Annotated in this window: 16 protein-coding genes; 14 read left to right on the top strand and 2 right to left on the bottom strand. The window is 43.0% G+C overall.

Features of this window, described 5'->3' with window-relative positions:
• Positions 1-3: 3 nt before the first annotated feature.
• The 4 genes from EO132_RS10380 to EO132_RS10365 all read left to right on the top strand — a co-directional run bounded on the left by EO132_RS10380 (position 4) and on the right by EO132_RS10365 (position 2,009).
• Entirely contained in the window at positions 4-546 is a 543-nt protein-coding gene (locus EO132_RS10380; RefSeq protein WP_127137778.1) for an RNA polymerase sigma factor, read from the top strand.
• A 33-nt stretch (positions 547-579) separates the two neighbouring features.
• Complete coding sequence (locus EO132_RS10375; protein ID WP_127137777.1) at positions 580-1,113, top strand: hypothetical protein; 534 nt, start codon at positions 580-582, stop codon at positions 1,111-1,113.
• A complete protein-coding gene (locus EO132_RS10370; RefSeq protein WP_127137776.1) occupies positions 1,106-1,546 on the top strand; it encodes a hypothetical protein in 441 nt (146 codons plus the stop codon). Before EO132_RS10375 ends, EO132_RS10370 begins: the two co-directional genes overlap by 8 nt.
• A gap of 109 nt (positions 1,547-1,655) precedes the next feature.
• Entirely contained in the window at positions 1,656-2,009 is a 354-nt protein-coding gene (locus EO132_RS10365) for a DUF6515 family protein (RefSeq protein ID WP_127137775.1), read from the top strand.
• Between the two features lie 55 nt (positions 2,010-2,064).
• Here EO132_RS10365 and EO132_RS10360 read toward each other — a convergent pair whose 3' ends face one another.
• The gene (locus tag EO132_RS10360; RefSeq protein WP_127137774.1) at positions 2,065-3,096 is read right to left on the bottom strand and encodes a WD40/YVTN/BNR-like repeat-containing protein; all 1,032 of its coding nucleotides are present in this window, start codon (positions 3,094-3,096) and stop codon (positions 2,065-2,067) included.
• Positions 3,097-3,155: 59 nt separating this feature from the next.
• On the opposite strand from EO132_RS10360, the gene EO132_RS10355 reads away from it, so the two are divergent.
• From EO132_RS10355 to EO132_RS10325, 7 genes are all read left to right on the top strand, one after another.
• A complete protein-coding gene (locus EO132_RS10355) occupies positions 3,156-4,370 on the top strand; it encodes an RsmB/NOP family class I SAM-dependent RNA methyltransferase (protein WP_127138008.1) in 1,215 nt (404 codons plus the stop codon).
• A gap of 442 nt (positions 4,371-4,812) precedes the next feature.
• A complete protein-coding gene (gene purL / locus EO132_RS10350; RefSeq protein WP_127137773.1) occupies positions 4,813-8,487 on the top strand; it encodes a phosphoribosylformylglycinamidine synthase in 3,675 nt (1,224 codons plus the stop codon).
• Positions 8,488-8,614: 127 nt separating this feature from the next.
• Positions 8,615-10,384, top strand: a complete 1,770-nt coding sequence (locus tag EO132_RS10345; RefSeq protein ID WP_127137772.1) for an AMP-dependent synthetase/ligase — start codon at positions 8,615-8,617, stop codon at positions 10,382-10,384.
• A gap of 122 nt (positions 10,385-10,506) precedes the next feature.
• Positions 10,507-10,956, top strand: a complete 450-nt coding sequence (locus tag EO132_RS10340) for a MarR family winged helix-turn-helix transcriptional regulator (protein ID WP_127137771.1) — start codon at positions 10,507-10,509, stop codon at positions 10,954-10,956.
• Between the two features lie 15 nt (positions 10,957-10,971).
• Positions 10,972-13,377 (top strand): 3-hydroxyacyl-CoA dehydrogenase/enoyl-CoA hydratase family protein, encoded by a 2,406-nt coding sequence (locus tag EO132_RS10335; protein WP_127137770.1) that lies wholly within the window; start codon positions 10,972-10,974, stop codon positions 13,375-13,377.
• Positions 13,378-13,460: 83 nt separating this feature from the next.
• Positions 13,461-14,651, top strand: a complete 1,191-nt coding sequence (locus EO132_RS10330; protein ID WP_127137769.1) for an acetyl-CoA C-acyltransferase — start codon at positions 13,461-13,463, stop codon at positions 14,649-14,651.
• A gap of 21 nt (positions 14,652-14,672) precedes the next feature.
• Entirely contained in the window at positions 14,673-16,481 is a 1,809-nt protein-coding gene (locus EO132_RS10325) for an acyl-CoA dehydrogenase family protein (protein WP_205780354.1), read from the top strand.
• 172 nt (positions 16,482-16,653) lie between these two features.
• Here the strand turns inward: EO132_RS10325 and EO132_RS10320 are convergent, their stop codons facing one another.
• The gene (locus EO132_RS10320; protein WP_127137767.1) at positions 16,654-18,453 is read right to left on the bottom strand and encodes a glycoside hydrolase family 15 protein; all 1,800 of its coding nucleotides are present in this window, start codon (positions 18,451-18,453) and stop codon (positions 16,654-16,656) included.
• 103 nt (positions 18,454-18,556) lie between these two features.
• Here EO132_RS10320 and EO132_RS10315 point away from each other — a divergent pair, with 103 nt between their 5' ends.
• The 3 genes from EO132_RS10315 to EO132_RS10305 are packed head-to-tail and all read left to right on the top strand — an operon-like array spanning position 18,557 to position 23,645.
• Positions 18,557-20,767, top strand: coding sequence for a bifunctional alpha,alpha-trehalose-phosphate synthase (UDP-forming)/trehalose-phosphatase (locus EO132_RS10315; RefSeq protein WP_127137766.1), 2,211 nt, complete (start codon positions 18,557-18,559; stop codon positions 20,765-20,767).
• The gene (locus EO132_RS10310; RefSeq protein WP_127137765.1) at positions 20,764-22,287 is read left to right on the top strand and encodes a nuclear transport factor 2 family protein; all 1,524 of its coding nucleotides are present in this window, start codon (positions 20,764-20,766) and stop codon (positions 22,285-22,287) included. The genes EO132_RS10315 and EO132_RS10310 overlap by 4 nt, the downstream gene beginning before the upstream one ends.
• Before the next feature lie 26 nt (positions 22,288-22,313).
• Positions 22,314-23,645, top strand: coding sequence for a M28 family metallopeptidase (locus EO132_RS10305; protein ID WP_127137764.1), 1,332 nt, complete (start codon positions 22,314-22,316; stop codon positions 23,643-23,645).
• Positions 23,646-23,650 lie beyond the last annotated feature (5 nt).

Genomic DNA, 23,650 nt, shown 5'->3' with positions numbered 1-23,650 from the left:
ACATTGATCGCTGAGGAAACCTTAGTCCAAGAACTACAACGGGAAGAAAGCCGTGCAAAGGCCTTTGAAGTGTTGGTGAACACTTACAAAGAACGCCTGTATTGGCATATTCGTAGAATTGTCCTCAATCACGACGATACGGACGATGTGCTTCAGAACACCTTTATCAAAGTGTATCGAAACATTGAGAAGTTCAAAGGTGACAGCAAACTCTATTCGTGGATGTATCGCATTGCCACCAACGAATCCTTGACGTTTTTGAAACAGAAATCAAGGAAATTGGGCGTAAGCGACCAAGAGTTGAAGGACAGAATGGTGGAAAACCTCCAAGCAGATGTATATTTTGAAGGAGATGAAATCCAACTCAAACTACAAAAAGCATTGGCCACCTTGCCCGACAAACAGAAGTTGGTTTTTACCATGAAGTACTTTCAAGAAATGAAGTACAAGGACATTTCCGAAGCACTGGACACCTCGGTGGGCGCATTGAAGACATCCTACCATTTGGCAGTTAAAAAAATAGAAGCGTATCTTAAAGAAAATTAAACCTTTGACGCATTAAGCAGTCAAAACAACACGATGGAAAAGGACAAAGAAAATAGTTTCAACACCCCCGAGGGCTACTTCGAGAGCTTTAACGATCGGCTAATGGACCGAATCCAAAAAGAAGAAGCGAAGGAAGGCGGTTCCATAATTCCCAAAACTGATGGTTTTGTGGTGCCCAATGGCTATTTTGATGAAGTAACCCCTAGCGTACTTTCCAAAATCAATACAAAAGAGCCCAAGGTCCTACCATTGAAAACCCATAAGCGTTTTTACTACGCCATAGCTGCTGCAGCCGCTATTTTTATAGTGATGTTCAGCCTTACCTGGGAATCAAATCCAGAACCCATCACTTTTGATGATTTGGCCAACGCGGAAATTGAGGCGTATTTTGAAAATACCGACTTGGAAATGACCTCTTATGAGATTGCGGAAGTGGTTTCCATTGAAGAAATAGAATTGAACGATATACTCGATAATGAGTTGGCAGATGACATCATTATGGAATATTTGGATGAGAATGTAGATGATATTGAAGAATTGAATTTAGAAGACATTGATTATGAATAAGAGAGCACTAATACTTTGCACCCTATTGTTCGGCACCTTTTTGTTGCATGCCCAAGGACCTGTTCGGGACCGCATCAAAACACTTAAAGTAGCCTTCATTACCGAACAAGTAGGCTTGACCAGTGAGGAAGCCCAACAATTTTGGCCCATTTACAACGCACACGAGGAGACCATGGAGGATATCCGAAGAAAAGAGCGTGCGCAAATTCATGCCAATATCGCTCGTGCGCTAGAGCTTTCCACAAACGAATCGGAACAGTTATTGGACAACCTGCTTGCCCTCCAATTCGATAAACAAAAAGCGGAACGTGAGTTTTTATCCAAACTACGAACGGTAATCCCTGCAAAAAAAGTACTGCTATTGGTCAAGGCCGAAGAGGATTTTAAAAGACAGATGATTCAACAGTTCCGAAAACGGCGAGGTCGAAATTGAACAGGGTAATATCATAAAATTATACAAGGAGCCTTCGGGCTTCTTTTTTTGATTAAACCTTTCCCAATAACCACAGTCTTACTATCAGAAACCATTAAAATCCAATGTTATGAAACGAATGAAAGTATTTTTGGTTATCACAGCATTTCTAGGAACCATGCTTAGTGCCCAAGCACAGACAAGAACGGTGGTCAGGGTGTACCCGAAACATGGAACCTTAGTAAGAACAGTATCCAATCCAAGGGTTATAGTTCACAAAAGAACAAATTATTACTACGCCGATGGTGTCTGGTACAAAGCACGCGGAAAAAGATATGTGGTCACAGCTGCACCACGAGGCATCAAAGTCAGAACCTTGCCCAGAGGCAGTAAAGTGGTTTACCAAAATGGAAGAAGGTTATACCGATACCGAGGAGTCTGGTATAAAAAAAGAGGACGCCACTATGTGGTCGTATACGTATAGTTTTTGATTGATTTGTTTTTAGTTAGTTGGAAAAGCGGCACTTTTTGCCGCTTTTTTATTTAAAATCCAATTTAGCTATCCTTTTACTCCCTGCTGCAAAGGCCGTGGAATCATTCAAGAAGCGAAAGGTATAAAAAGGCTCTTCGCTCAATTCCTTCCAGCTCTGGCCACCATCCGAAGAATAAGAAATTCCATTAAATCCAGCGGCAACCATAGCTTCTCCGTTGGTATTGGGAACAAACTGCACACAACTTTTGTAACCTGGCTCTTGACCATCAGCAACCAATTGCCATGTTTTGCCCCCATCAACTGTTTTTATCTTATTGGCCTTTTTGGATTCCGGTTGAGTGTAGTCACCTCCTATGGCAAACCCAAGATTTTCATCAAAAAAGTCCATCGAATATATGCCTTGCGTCGGTTCTTCCGAAATTATCGGGGTTTCCTGTATTTCCCAAGTCATGCCCTTATCGCTGGAAAAATAAATTCTTCCTTCCGTGGTGCCGACCCACACCTTGTCGCCTTTAACCACAATATTACTGTTACTGGCCGCAAAAGCCCCCTCTCCTTCTATGCCTTCAGGTAAATCCGAGCAAGGAATCTTAGTCCAAGAATTCCCGCCATCCCTTGTGATAATAATTGAAAAACATCCATTCACCGTATCGCCCACGGCAATACCTTCGGTATCGTTCCAAAATGTAAGGCTATCATAAAAAACACCTTCTCCTTCTTCCGTATACACCAATTCCATTTGGCCATTTTCTCCAGTTTTATACAGCAGGGCAGGGCTTTCCACAGAAAGCATGAAAAAGTCATTCGAAGTGTGGCCAACCGCCCTAAAATGAGGTATGATGGAGTCAAACTCTTGTACATTCGACATCACTTTAAGGGAATTCACATCCACGGTACCATACATACCATTGCTCCCCGCAAAGGCCAAGGTTTGTGAATCCAGAAAAGTTATTGCACGAATACTTACGGAATCTTCAAAAACCGGAGTTACATCAACTGTTTTGAATGGTTGTTTCTTTGGCTCCTCGGCACAGGAAATTAAAACTAGGATGGCAAAAAGGGATAAGATTGACCTCATGATATTTATTTTCCTCAAAAGTATGCAGAAATCATACCTTTGCAACCTTATTTTATATGATGCGTTTACACAGAAACTTGGTATTTGCCGTAATTGATGCCCTTCACCTAATTTTTAACGAAGGGGAGTATGCTGATAAAGTGATTGAAAAAGTACTGCGATACGATAAACGTTGGGGCTCGCGTGACCGCGGCTTTATCGCCGAGACCACCTACGATATCGTTCGATGGAAACGCCTGTATTCTGAAATAGCCGAAGTGCACGAGCCTTACAGCAAACCCCATTTGTTTAGATTGTTCGGCGTATGGTGCGTATTGCGAGGCATCCGAATCCCTGATTGGAAACAGTTGGAAGGCACACCGGAACGTCGCATAAAAGGTAGGTTTGATGAATTGTCCAAAATCAGAAAATTCAGGGAGTCCATTCCCGATTGGATGGATGAACTGGGCGAAAAATCGTTGGGCAATGAACTTTGGACCAAAGAGATTGCCGCCCAAAACCAGCAAGCCGATGTGATTCTACGGACCAATACGCTAAAAGTCCCCAAACCACAATTAAAATCATTTTTGGCCAAGGAAGACATTGCCACCGAATTTATTGAAGGATATCCCGATGCACTAAAACTTGTGGAGCGTCAAAATGTATTTGTTAGCCAAGCCTTTAAAGATGGCTTGTTCGAGGTACAGGACGCCTCTTCGCAATTGGTCGCACCATTTTTGGAAGTGGAACCCGGACAACGTGTGGTGGATGCATGTGCGGGTGCGGGTGGGAAAACACTTCATTTGGCTTCGAAAATGCAGAACAAAGGGCAATTGATTGCTTTGGACATTTATGAAAGTAAATTGAAAAAACTCAAGAAAAGAGCCAGACGCAATGGTGTGCACAATGTGGAAACCAGAGTGATCGATTCCACCAAAGTGATCAAAAAATTGCACAATAGTGCCGACCGTGTATTGCTTGATGCTCCCTGCTCAGGTTTGGGGGTCATCAAAAGAAACCCTGACTCCAAATGGAAATTGGAACCCGAATTCGTTGACCGAATCATGGGAGTTCAACAAGATATTCTTCAGAATTACAGTAAAATGGTCAAAAAAGGAGGGCAGATGGTCTATGCCACCTGCTCCGTTTTACCTCAAGAAAATTCAGAACAAGTCAAAAAGTTTCTGGAATCCGAAAATGGGAAGGACTTTGAGTTTGTGAAGGAGCGAAACGTTTTTGCTTCGGAAACAGGATTTGATGGATTTTATATGGCCTTGTTGAAGAAGAAAGGATAAGGGCATGTCACATCGACCGCAGCCGAGATGTCTATTTATATTTGAAAAATATACGCAATTAGAGTCAAACAAATTACAGAATCCAATTATTAAAAAATAAGCCTAACCACATTTTTCAAAAAGTGTCTCAGGAAATTACGCCACTCTTGCTCATCATCCAACAAAAGGACAATGACAATGCAGATTACGACAACCAAGATGGCTTTTATCCATTTGTCCCTATGACTGGATTTTTTGATGGGATTCATACATATAGCTTCAATTCAAAATCAAACCTAGGGAAAAGAATTTTTCTTTAGATACGGAATTGATTTATACCCTTTTTCAATTGACGAATACACTATCAACAGCTATTCGTTAACAAAACACCTTTACCGTAAGATAAATTACGCTGCAAAATCGTATTTTTGCACTTTCTTAAACCGTTCAACGCAAAGATTGTATGATCCATTTTTTTGGGGACAAGGCGACCAAGGTTTTTGCCGTCCAAACCACTCAGGAAATCGCTCAGGAAGACACTAATAAACTGACATGGTTGTTTGGCAACCAGCCTAAGATTGAAGCGGCGTCACTCGACGCCTTTTTTGTTGGCCCACGTGCTGCTATGGTAACGCCTTGGAGTACCAACGCCACAGAGATTACCCAAAATATGGGTGTCACGGGTATTATCCGTATTGAGGAATTCCATGCCGTTTCAGAGGATTACACTGATTTCGACCCCATGCTTTCCCAAAAATATTCTTCCTTGGGACAGAATATATTTACTATTGATATTGTTCCAGAGGCCATACAGGAGATTGATGACATTGCTACCTATAACGAGAAAGAAGGTTTGGCGCTGAGCGATGAAGAGGTAGCATATTTGGAGGGACTGGCCAAAAAATTGAATCGTAAGTTGACGGATTCCGAGGTGTTTGGTTTCAGTCAAGTAAATTCCGAACACTGTAGACACAAAATTTTCAACGGAACTTTTGTGATTGATGGCGAAGAAAAACCCTCTTCCCTATTCAAACTGATCAAGAAAACATCCGAAGCAAACCCTAATGATATTGTTTCGGCATATAAGGATAATGTCGCCTTCATCAAAGGGCCTAAAGCCGTTCAGTTTGCGCCCAAAAGTGCGGACAAACCAGACTTTTATGAAGAAAAAGAGTTCGATTCCGTGCTTTCCCTAAAAGCGGAAACCCATAACTTCCCAACTACAGTGGAGCCCTTCAACGGTGCCGCCACCGGTTCTGGAGGTGAGATCCGTGACCGTTTGGCTGGAGGAAAAGGATCCTTGCCTTTGGCAGGAACCGCAGTTTACATGACCTCCTACTCCCGATTGGAGGAAAATCGTCCTTGGGAGAAAGGAATGAAAGAAAGGGATTGGTTGTACCAGACCCCCATGGATATTTTGATCAAAGCATCCAACGGGGCATCCGACTTTGGAAATAAATTTGGTCAACCGTTGATTGCTGGTTCCGTCCTGACTTTTGAACATCAGGAAGAAGCTCGAAAATTGGGCTTTGACAAAGTCATTATGATGGCTGGTGGTATCGGATATGGCAAAACCGACCAAGCCTTAAAAGATACACCTAGTAAAGGAGACAGAATAGTCGTTCTAGGCGGTGATAATTATCGCATCGGGATGGGCGGAGCTGCCGTATCCAGTGCAGATACTGGAGAATTCAGCTCCGCTATTGAGTTGAATGCGGTACAACGTTCCAACCCTGAGATGCAAAAACGGGCTTCGAACGCAGTTCGCGGGCTATTTGAAAGTCATGACAACCCTATAGTTTCCATTCACGATCATGGAGCTGGTGGACACCTCAACTGTTTATCGGAATTGGTGGAGGAAACAGGTGGAACCATAGATACGGATAAATTGCCCGTTGGAGACCCTACCCTTTCCAAAAAGGAATTGATAGGCAACGAATCCCAAGAACGTATGGGATTGGTTATCGGTGAAAAAGATTTGGACCTTTTGGACCGAGTTTCAGCTCGTGAACGTTCCCCTATGTACAACGTGGGTAAAGTTACGGGCGACCATACTTTTAAATTCACTTCTGGCGAAACAGGTGAAACACCAATGAACTTGGAACTTTCCGACATGTTCGGAAGCTCTCCCAAAACCATTATGGAGGACAAGACTGCCCAACAGAAGTATCCAGCCCTTGCTTATTCCTTGGAATATTTCCACGACTATTTGGAGCAGGTACTACAGTTGGAAGCGGTGGCTTGTAAAGACTGGTTAACCAATAAAGTGGACCGCTGCGTAGGCGGACGTGTGGCTAAGCAACAATGTGCCGGACCATTGCAATTGCCTTTGAACAACTGCGGTGTCATGGCAATCGATTTTAAGGGGAAAGAAGGTATTGCCACCAGTATTGGCCACTCCCCTATTTCAGCATTGATAGACCCTATTGCAGGAAGTAGAAACAGTGTAGCGGAATCGTTGACCAATATTGTTTGGGCTCCATTGAAAGATGGCCTTAAATCAGTATCACTATCCGCTAACTGGATGTGGCCTTGCCGAAATGAAGGAGAAGATGCTCGTTTGTACTCGGCAGTAGAGTCTTTGTCGGAATTTGCCATCAATTTGGGAATCAACGTACCCACAGGAAAGGATTCACTTTCCATGAAACAAAAATATAAGGACGGAGAAGTATTGTCCCCAGGGACTGTAATTATCTCCGCGGCTGCGAATTGCAACAACATCAACCAAGTAGTTGAGCCTGTTTTGCAGAAAGATGGCGGTGATATTTACTACATCAATCTATCCAAGGATAGCCACAAACTAGGTGGATCCTCCTTTGCACAGATTTTAAATGGTATTGGTGATGAAGCTCCATCTGTTTTGGATGCTGAAAACTTCAAAACTGCTTTCAACACATTACAAAAGCTCATTAAAGAAGGTAACATACTGGCAGGTCATGATGTGGCTTCAGGTGGTTTGATTACCACCTTATTGGAACTTTGTTTTGCAGATAACGATTTAGGAGCCAACTTGGATTTATCCAGCTTGGGCGAGCAGGACATCATCAAACTATTGTTCTCCGAAAACATTGGAGTGGTGTTCCAAGCCAAGGATGTTACTGTGGAAGGTGCATTGAAAGCAGCGGGTGTGGAATTTGCCAAAATCGGTACGCCAACCTCAGAAAGCACTTTGAAAATCAAAAATAATGGTGTTGAAATAGGATTGAACATTGCCTCCTTGCGAGATACTTGGTTCAAAACATCCTATCTACTGGACAACAAACAAACTGCCAACGGTTTGGCCAAGGACCGCTACGACAATTATAAGGAACAGGCATTAAACTATATTTTCCCAGAAAACTTTGATGGTAAACTGTCATCTCGAGCGCAGTCGAGAGACAACAATCGACCCAAAGCAGCCATTCTGCGAGAAAAAGGAAGTAACTCTGAGCGCGAAATGGCCAATGCCATGTATTTGGCCGGTTTTGATGTAAAAGATGTGCACATGACCGACCTGATTACAGGTAGGGAAACGCTGGAGGATATTCAGTTTATTGGTGCTGTAGGTGGATTCTCCAACTCCGATGTGTTGGGCAGCGCCAAAGGTTGGGCAGGTGCTTTCAAGTACAACGAAAAGGCAAACAAGGCTTTAAAAGATTTCTTTGCCAGACCCGATACCTTGTCCGTAGGGATTTGCAACGGATGTCAATTGTTCATGGAGTTGGATTTGATCAACCCGGAACACGGCACTCACGGCAGAATGACCTATAACGAATCGCATAAGCACGAAAGTGGTTTTACCTCCGTTAAAATCCAAGAAAACAACTCAGTGATGCTATCCAATATGGCAGGAACCACGTTGGGTGTTTGGATAAGTCACGGTGAGGGTAAATTCAGCCTCCCTCATACCGAGAACCAATATAATATTGTCGCAAAGTATGGTTACGAGGGCTATCCGGCCAATCCAAACGGAAGTGATTACAACACGGCTATGCTTTGCGATAAAACGGGTAGACATTTGGTGACCATGCCCCACATTGAACGCTCCACTTTTCCATGGAACTGGACACACTATCCAAAGGATAGAAATGATTCAGTTACCCCATGGTTGCAAGCCTTTGTGAATGCTAGGGAATGGCTTGAAAACTTGGAAGATTAGTAGTAAACACCGCTGTTCGGAGTCAAAAATTGGGGATTTTTCAAAATTTACCTTAGGTAATTGTTAAATCTGTTTCATAGTTATGGTCTGATTTGCTAATTTGCAATCGCTTTACATAAAACTTACTATGCAAACTGTTACCCGATTATTTGATTTCCCATACTATCAACTTGAAAAATACCCCTTAGAAAAATCACTGGTCACTAAAAGTGACGGTACATGGATGGCAACATCCACAAAAGAATATATTGATAAGGCCAATGCTGTAAGTAGGGCCTTGTTACGGATGGGATTCAAGCCCAATGATAAAATTGCGGTGATTTCCAGTACAAACCGTACCGAATGGAATATTGTTGATATCGGGATTCTTCAAATCGGAGCGCAGAATGTACCTATTTATCCCACTATTTCGGAAGAGGATTACGAATACATTTTGAATCACTCTGAAGCCAAGCTTTGCTTTGTATCCTGCGAGGAAGTTCTTGAAAAGGTAAAGTCCATTCAATCCAAGATCAAAAATCTAAAAGATGTTTATTCGTTTGATCAACTCAAGGATTGCAAAAACTGGAGTGAAGTTCTGGAGAAGGGTGCAGACATATCCAACCAAGATGAAGTTGAAAAATTAAAGGACGGCGTTACACCTGATGATTTGGCCACCTTGATCTATACTTCCGGTACAACAGGAAGGCCAAAAGGGGTAATGCTATCACATAACAATATAGTATCCAATGTGGTGTCCAGTCAAACTAGGGTGCCTTTTGAAACCGGCGGGGTAGCACTCAGCTTCTTGCCCGTATGCCATATTTTTGAGCGTATGATATTGTACTTATATCAGTACTGCGGTGTTGAAATCCACTTTGCGGAAGGTCTGGACAAAATCAGTGACAATGTAAAAGAGGTAAAGCCCAACGTAATGACCGTGGTACCGCGTCTGTTGGAAAAGGTTTACGATGCCATAATCGCCAAAGGAGCACTTTTAAGCGGCATCAAAAAGAAATTGTTCTTCTGGGCCGTTGAGGTAGGACTTAAATTTGAACCCTATGGAGCAAACGGCTGGTGGTATGAAAAGAAACTTGGACTCGCCAGAAAACTCATTTTCAGCAAATGGAAAGAAGGATTGGGTGGTAATCTAGCCGTAATGGTCTCAGGAAGTGCTGCCTTGCAACCTAGACTTGCAAGAGTATTTGCCGCAGCCGATATGCCAGTGATGGAAGGTTATGGACTTACGGAAACCTCTCCTGTGATCGCCGTGAATGACCAACGCAACAAAGGTTGGAAAATTGGCACCGTTGGCAAAATGATTGATAAGGTCGAAGTGAAAATCGCTGAAGATGGGGAAATTCTTTGCAAAGGTCCCAACGTAATGCTGGGCTACTATAAAGATCCAGAAAAAACTGCCGATGTAATGACAGGTGCTTATTTCCATACCGGGGACATCGGAGAGATTGATGCCGAGGGCTTTTTGCGTATTACCGATCGTAAAAAGGAAATGTTCAAGACCTCTGGCGGAAAATATGTGGCACCACAATTATTAGAGAACCGTTTTAAGCAATCCAGATTCATTGAGCAAATCATGGTCGTGGGCGAAGGCGAAAAAATGCCTGCTGCTTTGATTCAGCCCAACTTCGAATTTGTTAAGGAATGGGCCAAGCGCCATAACATTGAATTAGGTTCCAATGAAGAATTGGTAAAAAACGAAAAAGTGATAGCCCGTATGCAAGAAGAAGTGGACTGGGCCAACCAAGACTTTGCAAATTGGGAAAAAGTAAAACAATTTAGGCTTACTCCGGATATTTGGAGCGTGGAAGAAGGCCACCTGACCCCTACCATGAAACTAAAACGGAAGCCGGTAAAAGAAATGTATCTCAATTTGTACAATGATATTTACGGACATTGATCAAAACATCTCATAAAATGAAAAGCCTGCAAGTTGCAGGCTTTTTTTTGCTATCAATAAATCTAAATATATTATGCATGCATAATATATTTTTATATATTTGAGAACACCAAACCAGTTCTATGAAAGATTTGACCATTGATTACGCCCTTAGGGCCACCTGGCAGGCTGTGAGCAAAATGTACAACGAGGAAGCGAAAAACTACGGGCTTACAATGGCCATTGGATTTACCTTACTGAGTATCGACCCAAAAGGAGGTACACCGAGTACCACATTGGGCCCTAAAATGGGAATGGAAGCAACGAGTTTGTCCAGAATCTTAAAAAACATTGAGCAAAGAGGTTATATAGAAAGAAAGCGTAACCCAAAGGACGGACGTGGGGTTCTAATTTATTTGACTCCTTTGGGGCTAGAAAAACGAGAAGAGTCCAAAGAAGTGGTACTCCGTTTCAACGAAGTGGTCAAAGAAAACACTTCGCAAGATGATATGGTGGGTTTCTTTAGAATTATAGAAACCATCAACAAGCTGATAACAGACAAGAAAATCTATACAAAAACAACTAATAATTAAATTATAAACCCGCACATGAAAAGGCATATAAACAAAGTTGCCGTAATCGGTTCCGGAATAATGGGAAGTGGCATTGCATGCCATTTTGCGAATATTGGGGTCGAAGTTCTATTACTGGACATAGTCCCACACGAACTTACCGACAAGGAAAAGGCCCAAGGGCTAACCTTGGAAGACAAGGCGGTCCGTAATCGCTTGGTGAACGAATCCCTCGCTGCTGCCCTCAAATCCAAACCCTCCCCTATTTATCATAAAAAATTTGCTGACCGCATCAGTACAGGAAATCTGGAAGATGATATTTCCAAAGTGGCCGATGTGGATTGGATCATTGAAGTGGTAGTGGAACGTTTGGATATCAAAAAACAGGTGTTCGAAAATTTGGATAAACACCGTACACCGGGCACTTTAATTACTTCAAACACCTCTGGAATCCCTATTCGGTTTATGAGCGAAGCAAGAAGTGATGATTTCCAGAAGCATTTCTGTGGCACGCACTTTTTCAACCCTGCCAGATATTTAAAGCTTTTTGAAATTATTCCAGGTCCAAAAACCTCTCAAGAGGTGCTGGACTTCTTAAATGGATACGGTGAGCAATTCTTGGGGAAAACATCGGTGGTCGCCAAGGATACGCCCGCATTTATCGGTAACAGAATCGGAATCTTTAGTATTCAGAGTTTGTTCCATGCCGTGAAAGAAATGGGAATGACGGTTGAGGAAGTCGATAAATTGACTGGCCCAGTTATCGGAAGGCCTAAATCCGCCACCTTCCGTACCGTGGATGTGGTTGGACTGGATACTTTGGTGCATGTGGCTAATGGGATTCATGAAAACTGCAAGGAGGATGAGCGACACGAACTCTTTCAATTGCCCGACTTCATCCAAACCATGATGGATAATAAATGGTTGGGAAGCAAAACCGGACAAGGATTCTACAAAAAGATTAAAGGGGATGATGGTAAAAGTGAAATCCTAACACTGGATTTGGATACCATGGACTACCGCTCTAAAAAGAAAGCAAAATTTGCCACTTTGGAGCTAACAAAGACCATTGACAAGGTCATTGAACGATTCCCGGTTTTGGTAGATGGTAAAGACAAAGCAGGAGAATTCTACCGAAAGAGCTTCGGAGCCCTTTTCGCTTACGTTACCCACCGTATTCCTGAAATTACGGACGAATTATACAAAATAGATGATGCCATGAAGGCCGGATTCGGTTGGGAACACGGACCGTTTCAAATTTGGGATGCCGTTGGGCTCGACAAAGGTCTTGAATTTATCAAAGCTGAAGGTTTGGAGGCTGCTTCATGGGTGTCCGAAATGAAAGAAGCCGGAATTGATTCCTTCTACACCGTAAAAGAAGGGAATACCTACTTCTACGACATTCCAAAAAAGGCTATGGAAAAAGTTCCGGGCCAGGATGCATTCATCATTTTGGACAATATCAGAAAAACCAAGGAAGTCTTTAAAAACAGTGGTGTTGTTATCGAAGATTTGGGTGATGGAATCCTCAATTGCGAGTTCCAATCCAAAATGAACACCATTGGAGGCGATGTATTGGCTGGCTTGAACAAAGCGGTAGATCTTGCCGAAAAGGATTTTGCAGGATTGGTGGTTGGTAACCAAGCTGCTAACTTCTCTGTTGGTGCCAATATCGGAATGATTTTCATGATGGCCGTGGAACAAGAATATGATGAGCTGAACATGGCCATCAAAATGTTCCAAGACACCATGATGCGCATGCGATATTCCTCTATTCCGACTGTTTCTGCCCCTCACGGTATGTGTTTGGGCGGTGGTTGCGAACTTTCGCTCCATGCAGATAAGGTCGTAGCCGCGGCAGAGACCTATATTGGTTTGGTGGAATTCGGCGTAGGTGTAATTCCCGGTGGAGGTGGTTCCAAGGAAATGGCGCTACGTGCTTCCGATACCTTCAGAAAAAACGATGTGGAGCTCAATGTACTTCAAGAGTACTTCCTTACCATCGGAATGGCCAAAGTATCCACTTCGGCTTACGAGGCCTATGACTTGGGCATCCTTCAAAAAGGAAAAGATGTAGTGGTGGTCAACAAAGACCGTCAAATAGCAACAGCAAAAGCATACGCTAAACTAATGGCAGATGCAGGCTATACCAAACCCGTCAAACGCAAGGATGTCAAGGTGCTTGGAAAACAAGCTCTGGGTATGTTCTTGGTAGGCACGGACTCCATGGAAGCTGGACACTACATATCGGAACATGACAAAAAGATTGCTGATAAATTGGCCTACGTAATGGCAGGTGGTGATCTTTCTGAAGCGACAATGGTGACCGAACAATACCTTTTGGATTTGGAACGGGAAGCATTTTTATCACTTTGTACCGAGAGAAAGACGCTGGAACGTATCCAACACATGTTGAAGACAGGAAAACCACTTAGAAATTAGATTTATTGATCAATGGACCTTTTAATAGCTAGACAAGGAATCCAACCATCCATGAATCCAAAAATCAAAGAATCCAAATAAAAATGAAAACAGCATATATAGTAAAAGGATATAGAACAGCCGTAGGGAAAGCCCCCAAAGGTCTGTTCAGGTTTAAGCGTCCCGATGAACTCGCCGCCGAAACCATCGAATACATGATGAACGAGCTTCCCCAACTGGACAAAAAACGTATTGATGACGTTATTGTGGGCAATGCCATGCCCGAAGCCGAACAAGGTTTGAACATGGGAAGGCTCATCTCCTTAATGGGACTTGATATTGAAGACGTTCCTGGCGTTACGGTAAACCGTTATTGTGCCTCAGGATTGGAAACCATTGGAATCGCCACAGCAAAAATCCAGTCAGGAATGGCGGATTGCATCATTGCAGGTGGTGCCGAAAGCATGAGCTATATTCCCATGGGTGGTTATAAACCCACTCCAGATTACGCCACGGCCAAAGAAGGTCACGAAGACTACTATTGGGGCATGGGACTTACCGCCGAAGCTGTGGCCAAACAATTCAAGGTATCTCGCGAAGATCAAGACGAATTCGCCTTTAATTCCCATATGAAAGCCTTAAAAGCTCAAGAAGAGGACCGTTTTCAAGATCAAATTGTTCCTATTGAGGTAGAACACACTTTTGTAAACGAAGCAGGAAAAAAAGAAACCAAAAACTACACCGTCAACAAGGACGAAGGTCCGAGAAAAGGAACCAACATTCCAACTTTGAACAAGTTGAGACCAGTTTTTGCTGAAGGAGGTAGTGTAACCGCAGGTAACTCCTCACAAATGAGCGACGGTGCAGCCTTTGTAATGGTAATGAGCGAGGAAATGGTAAAAGAACTGAACCTTGAACCCGTTGCCCGTTTGGTAAATTATGCTGCCGCAGGTGTGGAACCAAGAATCATGGGAATTGGACCTGTGAAAGCGATTCCCAAAGCCTTAAAGCAAGCAGGGATGAAGCAGGACCAAATAGACCTCATTGAATTGAACGAAGCATTTGCCTCGCAATCCTTGGCCGTTATCAGGGAATTAGGGCTGAATCAGGATATCGTTAACGTGAACGGGGGAGCCATCGCACTCGGACACCCGCTGGGATGTACCGGGGCTAAATTATCCGTCCAACTTTTTGATGAAATGAGAAAGCGTGACATGAAAGGCAAATACGGTATGGTCACCATGTGTGTGGGTACTGGGCAAGGTGCCGCAGGTATATTCGAGTTCCTAAATTAAAATGACTAAACACAAAATATCATGAGCGATACAATTGAAAAAGACATACTGAGAGGAGGTCAATTCTTGGTCAAGGAGACCAAATGTGAAGACATTTTTACCCTAGAAGACCTCAACGAAGAACAAAAAATGATGCGTGAAAGCACCAAAGAATTCGTAGACCGAGAGCTTTGGGCGCATTGGGAACGTTTCGAGAAAAAAGATTATGCCTACACCGAGGAATGCATGCGAAAGGCAGGCGAACTTGGACTTTTGAGCATTGCGGTTCCTGAAGCCTACGGCGGTATGGGAATGGGGTTTGTGTCCACCATGTTGGTGTGTGACTATATTTCCGGAGCCACTGGTTCCTTTAGTACTGCTTTTGGAGCGCACACTGGAATTGGAACCATGCCCATCACTTTGTACGGGACTGAAGAACAAAAACAAAAATATGTACCTAAATTGGCTACGGGCGAATGGTTTGGAGCCTACTGTTTAACTGAACCAGGAGCTGGTTCTGATGCCAATTCCGGTAAAACAAAAGCCGTTCTTTCCGATGATGGTAAATATTATAGCATCACAGGGCAGAAAATGTGGATTTCGAACGCTGGATTCTGCAACATGTTCATTGTCTTTGCCAGAATAGAAGACGATAAGAACATTACAGGCTTTATTGTTGAAAATGATGTAGAAAACGGTATCAGTTTTGGCGATGAAGAAAAGAAGTTGGGCATCCACTCCTCCTCTACCCGTCAGGTATTCTTCAATGAGACCAAAGTACCTGTTGAAAACATGCTTTCCGAAAGAGGAAACGGATTCAAGATTGCCATGAACGCCCTAAATGTGGGTAGGATCAAATTGGCAGCTGCTTGTTTGGAGGCACAACGTCGTGTTGTTAATGAAGCGACAAAATACGCCAATGAGCGTATACAGTTTAAAACACCGATTATCAACTTTGGCGCTATCAAGGCTAAAATTGCGGATATGGCCACCAACGCCTATGTGGATGAGGCAGCATGTTATCGTGCGGCCAAAAATATCGAGGACAGAATCGCCATTCGCGAAGCCAGTGGAAACTCACACCAAGAAGCAGAACTCAAAGGTGTTGAGGAATATGCTATCGAGTGTTCCATTTTAAAGGTTGCCGTTTCCGAGCACGTTCAGCACACTACGGATGAAGGCATACAAGTATTCGGAGGAATGGGCTTTAGCGCCGATACACCCATGGAATCAGCTTGGAGAGATGCCCGTATTTCCAGAATTTATGAAGGTACCAACGAAATCAACCGTATGCTCTCTGTAGGCATGTTGGTGAAAAAAGCCATGAAGGGCCATGTTGACCTTTTGGGCCCTGCCACAGCTGTTGGCGAGGAATTGATGGGAATTCCATCTTTTGATACACCTGATTTTTCCGAATTACTTTCAGAAGAAAAAGATTTGATTGCCAGATTGAAGAAAGTATTCTTAATGGTAGCAGGTAGTGCTGTACAAAAATTTGGACCGGATTTGGAAAAGCATCAAATGCTATTGATGGCCGCTTCCGATATCTTGATTCAGATTTACATGGCGGAATCCGCTATCCTAAGAACAGAGAAAAACGCAAAACGCTTTGGTAAAGAAGCCCAAGCTACTCAAATAGCGATGTCCAAATTGTATTTGTACAGAGCAGTGGACATCATCCAACAGAAAGCCAAGGAAGGCATTGTTTCCTTCGCTGAAGGCGATGAGCAACGTATGATGCTGATGGGCCTAAAACGCTTTACCAAGTATACAAACCAACCCAATGTTGTGGAACTTAGAACGCAAATCGCCGACAAAGTTGCCGCAGATAACGGGTATACCTTTGACTAATTCAAATATTTGTTGGGATGAAAACCCACTAGGATTTGAAAACGCCCCGATTGGGGCGTTTTTTAGTTGGTATAGTAATGTCAGGTCGAATACAATCGGGGCAAAAGTCAAACTTGCGTTTTCCCAAATACCTCTCGGCTGCGCTCGAGGTTACAATCATTCCTTACACGGCTTATTTAATTGATTCCAGTATCCGCTCGTCTTTTTGTTTAGTCGAGAAATTAATGGCACACTCAATAAGGGCCAAATGCGAATACGCCTGCGGGAAATTACCCAACAATCGTTTTGTTTTAAAGTCGATGTCCTCACTGAATAATCCTAAATGATTGCTGTAGCTCAACAAACGTTCAAACTGCTCCAGAGCCTTTTCTTCCTCCCCTATCTTAAAGAGCGCATTGATAAACCAGAACGTACAAATGGTAAATGATGAGGATGGCAATCCAAAGTCGTCCTCATTTTTATAGCGGTACAAAAGACCATCATTACTAAGTCCCTCCTCTATCGCTTTGACCGTGCTCACATATTTTGGATCACGGGCATGGATAAAACCATAAGGCTCCATTAACAGCACTGAGGCATCCAAATGGCGAGATCCATAAGATTGTACAAATGCGTTAATGTCGCTGTTCCATGCGTTTTCGTGGATATCTTCCTTGATTTTCTGTTCAAGTGCCGTCCAACGTTCCAATTTTCTGGTTTTACCGAACATATTGGCCACTTTTATGGCGCGGTCCAGAGCCACCCAACACAATACCTTGGAGAAGGTAAAGTGTTTGTCCTCCCCACGGAACTCCCAAATACCTTTATCGGGTTCTTCCCAGTGTTTTCCAACAATCCATACAATACCTTTGGTAATGCTCCAAAGCTCCTCCACATTTTCAATATCGTTGCTGAAATTTTTCAACTGCTCGTAAATCACATCCATCAAAATGCCATAAATGTCATTCTGGCGTTGTTTATAGGCTGCATTACCCACGCGAACAGGCTTGGACCCCTTGTAGCCATCAAAATGGCTCAAGGTCTTCTCCGTTAGCGTCTTTTCCTTGTTGATACCGTACATGATTTGGAGTTTCTCGTCCTTATCGGGCATCAAATCAATAATAAATTGAAGGTAGCGCTTGGCTGAATTCTTATGACCAAGCTCGGAAACCACTTTTATAACCATGGATGCATCCCTGATCCAACAAAAGCGATAATCCCAGTTCCTGACCTCGCCAATGGTCTCTGGAAGTGATGTGGTCGCAGCGGCAAGCACAGCCCCAGTTTTGTCGTAGGTCAGCATTTTAAGTGTGATGGCACTTCGGACGATTTCATCCTTGAATTTTTGGTAATCTGGCGTCTTAGCAGCCCAATCCAACCAGTATACCTTGGTGCGCTCCAGTTCCAACCCCATTTTCTCCGTGGTCGGTTTTAATATCTTCTCATTGTAACGGATGAGGAAGTACCCATCCTCTTTCAGGGATATCTCATGCCCTTCCAGAATACTTTCCTTGTCAAATGAAGTATATAAAAACAAGGTGTCATATTTTAATTTATGGGTAAGGCTGGCTATAAAATCTTCTTTTATGTAGTGCTTGGTCTCTCCCAGGCCATATTCCAATTTAGGGTTATAGACCACCGAAAATTGAGGCGTTCCCGAAATGTATTTAACGTAACGAATAATCTCAGGCTGCGCTTTATATTTTCCGTTCATTTTATGATGACGCGGCATAAAATCATGCAGCTCAAAAATATTATCGCCTTCCGAAAAACGAGTAACTAGAATGGCTGTATTGGGAAAATATTCCTGTTCAATGTTATAATCACCTTTGGGATGCACCTCAAAACTGCCGCCTTTTTGCTCATCCAGCAATTTTGCAAATATGGAGGTAGAGTCAAATTGAGGCAAACAGCACCAATCTATGGAGCCTTCTTTGGAAATCAATGCTGCACTCCTGCAATTTCCTATAATTCCGTAATTCAAATTGTCCATAGGTCAAAAATTCTCAAAAGGGTTAGAATGAATTGGTTTTGCGCTCGAATTTCCCGAATTTTAAAGAAACAAAAAATTAAAATACGTCAAAAATCATCCTTTTATGGGCAAAACTATCATAATCTCAAATCGATTACCCGTTCAGTTACAAATTAGCAATGGAACACTCAATGCGATACCAAGTGTTGGAGGTTTGGCCACAGGGATGAAATCTGTACACAGTGGAGGCGAAAGTCTATGGATTGGCTGGTCCGGATTAACGGATGAAGACACCCCGGAAGAACTGGAGGATGATATTGACAAGGCTCTAAAAGAGCATGGCTGTGCCAAAGTAAAACTCGATTCTGATGAAATTGATGGATTTTATTACGGTTTCAGTAACCGAACCATTTGGCCCTTGTTCCACTATTTTCTCAAGTATTCCGAATTTGAACTGAACTATTGGGACACCTACAAATCCGTAAACCAAAAGTTTGCCGATGCCATCATAGAAAACTCGGATGAGGACGACACCATCTGGATTCATGACTATCAATTGATGTTAGTACCACAAATGGTGCGGGAAAAGCGTCCTGATACCACTATTGGCTTCTTTTTGCATATTCCTTTCCCATCTTTCGAAATTTTCCGAACCCTCCCTTGGCGTGAAGAAATCTTGGAAGGATTGTTGGGCTCCGATCTAATTGGGTTCCACACCTACGACTACGAAAGGCACTTTTTGAGTTCCGTACGAAGATTGATCGGGTTGGATGTGAGCTTTAACGAGATTTATCTGGATAACAGGGTGATCAAAGTGGATTCATTCCCAATGGGGATCGATTATAAAAAGTTTAGGGATGCTGCTGTACTGCATGATTCCAAAAGCAAGGAAGAGCGGAGCGATTTACAGGTCCGTTTGGACAACCACAAGGCATCAGCACCCGATACCAAGCTCATTCTTTCCATAGACCGTTTGGACTACAGTAAAGGAATCGCAAAACGAATCAATGCCTTCGAATATTTCCTTCAGAAATACCCGGAATACAAGGAAAAAGTACGATTAATCATACTGGCCGTCCCCTCCCGTTCCAACGTTCCACAATATCAATTGTTAAAAAGAGAGGTGGATGAATTGGTAGGCCGAATCAATGGAGAATTGTCCACAGTGAATTGGACGCCCATTTGGTATTTCTACCGTTCCCTGCCCTTTGAGAGCCTGATTGACCTCTACACCTCCAGTGACATTGCATGGCTTACCCCGTTACGGGATGGAATGAACTTAGTCGCCAAGGAATATATTGCCACCCGTACCGATAAATCAGGTGTGCTTATTTTGAGTGAAATGGCCGGCTCTGCTTACGAAATGAACGAGGCATTGTTGATCAATCCAAATAATTTTGAACAACAAGCAGATACCCTGAAAAGAGCCTTTAACATGCCCATGGAAGAGCAGGTATCGCGAAATACCTTTCTGCAAAAAAGATTGGAACGCTACAATGTGGAAGTCTGGGCCAATGAATTTATGAATGCTTTGAAAGAGAACAGGGATTTGGGCAAAGCCTTTATTTCAGAGAAAATGTCCTCGGAGATTCTATTGTCCATTCAAGAAGAATACATGAAATCCAAAAAACGGCTATTGTTCTTGGATTACGACGGAACCTTGGCCGGATTCCACAAAGATCCACAACAAGCCTCTCCCGATGAAGAGCTTTATGAACTCTTGGATGAACTGAATCAACAAGAGGACACAACGGTATTTTTGATCAGTGGAAGGGACAAACAGACCTTTGGACGTTGGTTCCTGCCTAAAAAATACAATATGATCGTAGAGCACGGGGTGTGGATTTCCCGAAACGGAGAAGACTTTAAATTGTTGGAACAGGTAAAAGGGGAATGGATGAGCAAAATCCGACCTGTGCTGGAATCTTTTGTGGATAGGACCCCAGGATCATTTATCGAAGAAAAGAACTATTCCTTGGCGTGGCATTACCGAAATACGGACCCGGATTTTGGAGCAAAAAGAGCCACAGAGCTCAATACGGTATTACGCAGTTTAATCGGTAATGACGATATTAGTGTGTTGAACGGGAACAAAGTAATGGAAATAAAAAGCAGCAATGTGAACAAAGGAAGGGCTGCCACTCGTATGTTAAGCGAAGATGATTACGACTTTGTTTTTGCCATTGGTGATGATTGGACCGATGAATTTATGTTCCAAGAACTCCCGGATTCGGCGGTTACCGTTAAAGTTGGACTCAAAAAAACACAGGCCAAATACCATGTGGAAAATACTGCAAGGGTCAGGCAATTATTAAAACGTTTTACAAAACCATGATACGAAGGTTTTTCATTATTTGCTTTTTGTTGGCATCCGGTCAAGGATGGGCGCAGATAGAAACAGAGGTCTATCTTTTTGATATGGAACTGAATAATGGAAAACCCGTTTTGAGCAATCCTAAAAACATTTCCAACAATCCCGGATACGACAATCAGCCTTCGTTTTGGGATGATGATAGTGTGTTGTTTGCCTCTACCAGAGAAAACCAAACGGATATTCTTCAGTTTAATGTTAATGAAGGAAGTATGTCATCTTGGTTGACTTATACCACCGCAGGTAGTGAATACTCCCCTTTACGTATTCCTGGAAAAAATGCTGTTTCCGCTATCCGTTTGGATGTAGATGGCCTTCAGCGACTCTACGAATATGATGTCGAGACCAGCGAATCAGAGGCTTTGTCAGATTTAAAGATTGGATATCATGTGTGGTTCGATAATCAGATTTTAGTTGCCACTGTTTTGGTGGAAAACCGAATGGACCTTGTGGTTTTGGACTTGGAAGAGCATACCCAAAAGACCGTTTATCAAAATGTAGGGCGTTCCCTGCACCAAATACCCAATACTGATTTGATCAGTTTTATTGGCAAAAAAAACAATGCTTGGGAGGTTTTATCGCTTAATCCGATTACGGGCGAATCCAAAAAAATAACCCATACCTATGGTAAAGAAGAGGATATTTGTTGGTTGGATGAAAATACCATCATTACAGGAGCGGGCAAAAAGCTTTTAACAAAGGATATTGGCTCGGAGAACGGTTGGGAACCCTTTATCGAATTTGATCAGGAAGAAATCAACAACATTAGCCGAATTGCCATTAGCCCAAACCATAAAAGATTGGCTTTTGTTGCGGAGGAATCCCCTGCTAAAATCATTCAAAAACAAGTAAAGGCCTTTAATCAACGAGACTTGGAAGCATTTGTGTCCTGCTTTGCCGAAGATGTGCTGGTCAGACGTTTTCCCAATGAAAAAATGTATCAGGGCAATGGTACAATGAGGAAGAACTACGAACGCTTTTTTGAAAATGTGGAATCATCCAGCGTCGAAGTAGTCAACCGAATTATCCTTGGAAACACCGTAATTGATGAAGAAGTTACCCAAGTAGATGGCAGGGAAGGACATCAAGTGGCCATATATCAAGTCCAAAATGGGCAAATCACTTCAATGACCTTTATTTTTCCGGATGGTCCTTTGACCGATGCAGAAAGTATTGTGGAAGAGCAACTGGACGCTTATAACAATCGTGATATTGAAGGCTTTGCCGATACCTATGCCGATTCCATTGAAATATTTGAATATCAAAATACACCAAGCGTGAAAGGCAAGTCGATGGTCAAACAACAATACGGATCGTTTTTTGAAAACACTCCCGACCTTCATGCAAAAATAAAGAACAGAATAGTTATTGGCAACAAAGTGATCGATCAAGAGCAGGTAGTTGCCAATGGCATGGAATTTAAGGCCATTGCCATTTACGAAGTGGAGAACGGGACAATTACCAAGGTCACATTCATTAAATAACTTTGAACAAATCAAACCCCGCACATATGAAAAAAACAATTACGCTCCTATTGCTAACCATTACAACCCTTGGTTTTGCCCAAACCGATACTCGACTTTACGATATCATCAATTCAGTTTCCGCTGAACGTATTGAAAGTGATATAACCACATTGGTCAACTTTGGTACAAGACATACGTTGAGCGATACCGTTTCCCAAACCCGGGGCATTGGTGCTGCCCGAAGATGGATTAAATCGGTGTTTGAAAAAATCTCTGCCGACTGTAGCAATTGTCTCGAAGTTTTCTATCAAAAAAACTTAATAGAGGAAGGCGATAATTCCCGAATCGTCAAAGATGTGGAAATCGTAAACGTCGTTGCCATTCAACGTGGGACCAAATTCCCGAATCGTTTCATAATCATGAGCGGGGATATCGATTCCCGTGTCAGCGACCCTACCAACTATACTTCTGATTCACCAGGAGCCAACGATAATGCCAGTGGAATGGCCGGTACTATCGAAGCATCTCGTGTGTTATCCAAATACAAGTTCGAGAGCAGCATCATTTACGTAGGACTTTCAGGCGAAGAACAGGGTCTTTATGGAGGTAAAGGTTTAGCCACCTATGCCGAAGAGCAAGGATGGGATATTGTTGGTATTCTCAATAACGACATGATTGGAAACATAACCGGAGTAGATGGCGTTGTGAGCAATAGGGATTTCAGGATTTTCTCAGAACCCGTTCCACCTACCGAAACAGAACGAGAGCGAAGGGCTAGACGCTTCTATGGCGGCGAAGTGGATGGGATTTCCCGTCAGCTGGCACGCTACGTGTACAAAACCACCAAGACCTATATGCCCGAAATGAACCCCATGATGATTTACCGTTTGGATAGGTTTGGACGTGGCGGACACCACAGACCTTTCAATGATGCTGGCTATGCCGGTATTCGCATCATGGAAGCCCACGAGAATTACACACAGCAACACCAAGACATCCGAACAGAGGACGGTATTGCCTACGGAGATGTTCTGGAACACGTAAATTTTGAATACGCCAAAAAGCTTACGGCCGTCAATGCCATTAACTTGGCATCCATCGCCTGGGCCCCACCTGCTCCAGAAACTGTTGAAATCGGAGGTATTGTGGAACCCAGTGCCAAACTACGTTGGAGCAAGGTTGAAAATGCGGTCGGATATAAAATATATTGGAGGGATACCACCTCCCCTACTTGGGACCATTACAAATACGTTGGGGATGCAAATGAACATACCTTGGAAGGCATTGTAATAGACAATTACTTCTTTGGGGTGGCTGCCGTGGGCAAGGACGGACATGAAAGTCCAGTGGTTTTTCCAAACAAGATTTTTAGATAATAAAC

It is taken from the genome of Flagellimonas oceanensis (assembly GCF_003992595.1).
In the GTDB taxonomy this organism is placed as follows: Bacteria; Bacteroidota; Bacteroidia; order Flavobacteriales; family Flavobacteriaceae; genus Flagellimonas; species Flagellimonas oceanensis.
Note: the sequence above shows the minus strand (reverse complement) of the source record. Positions and strands in the feature narration are given on the sequence as shown.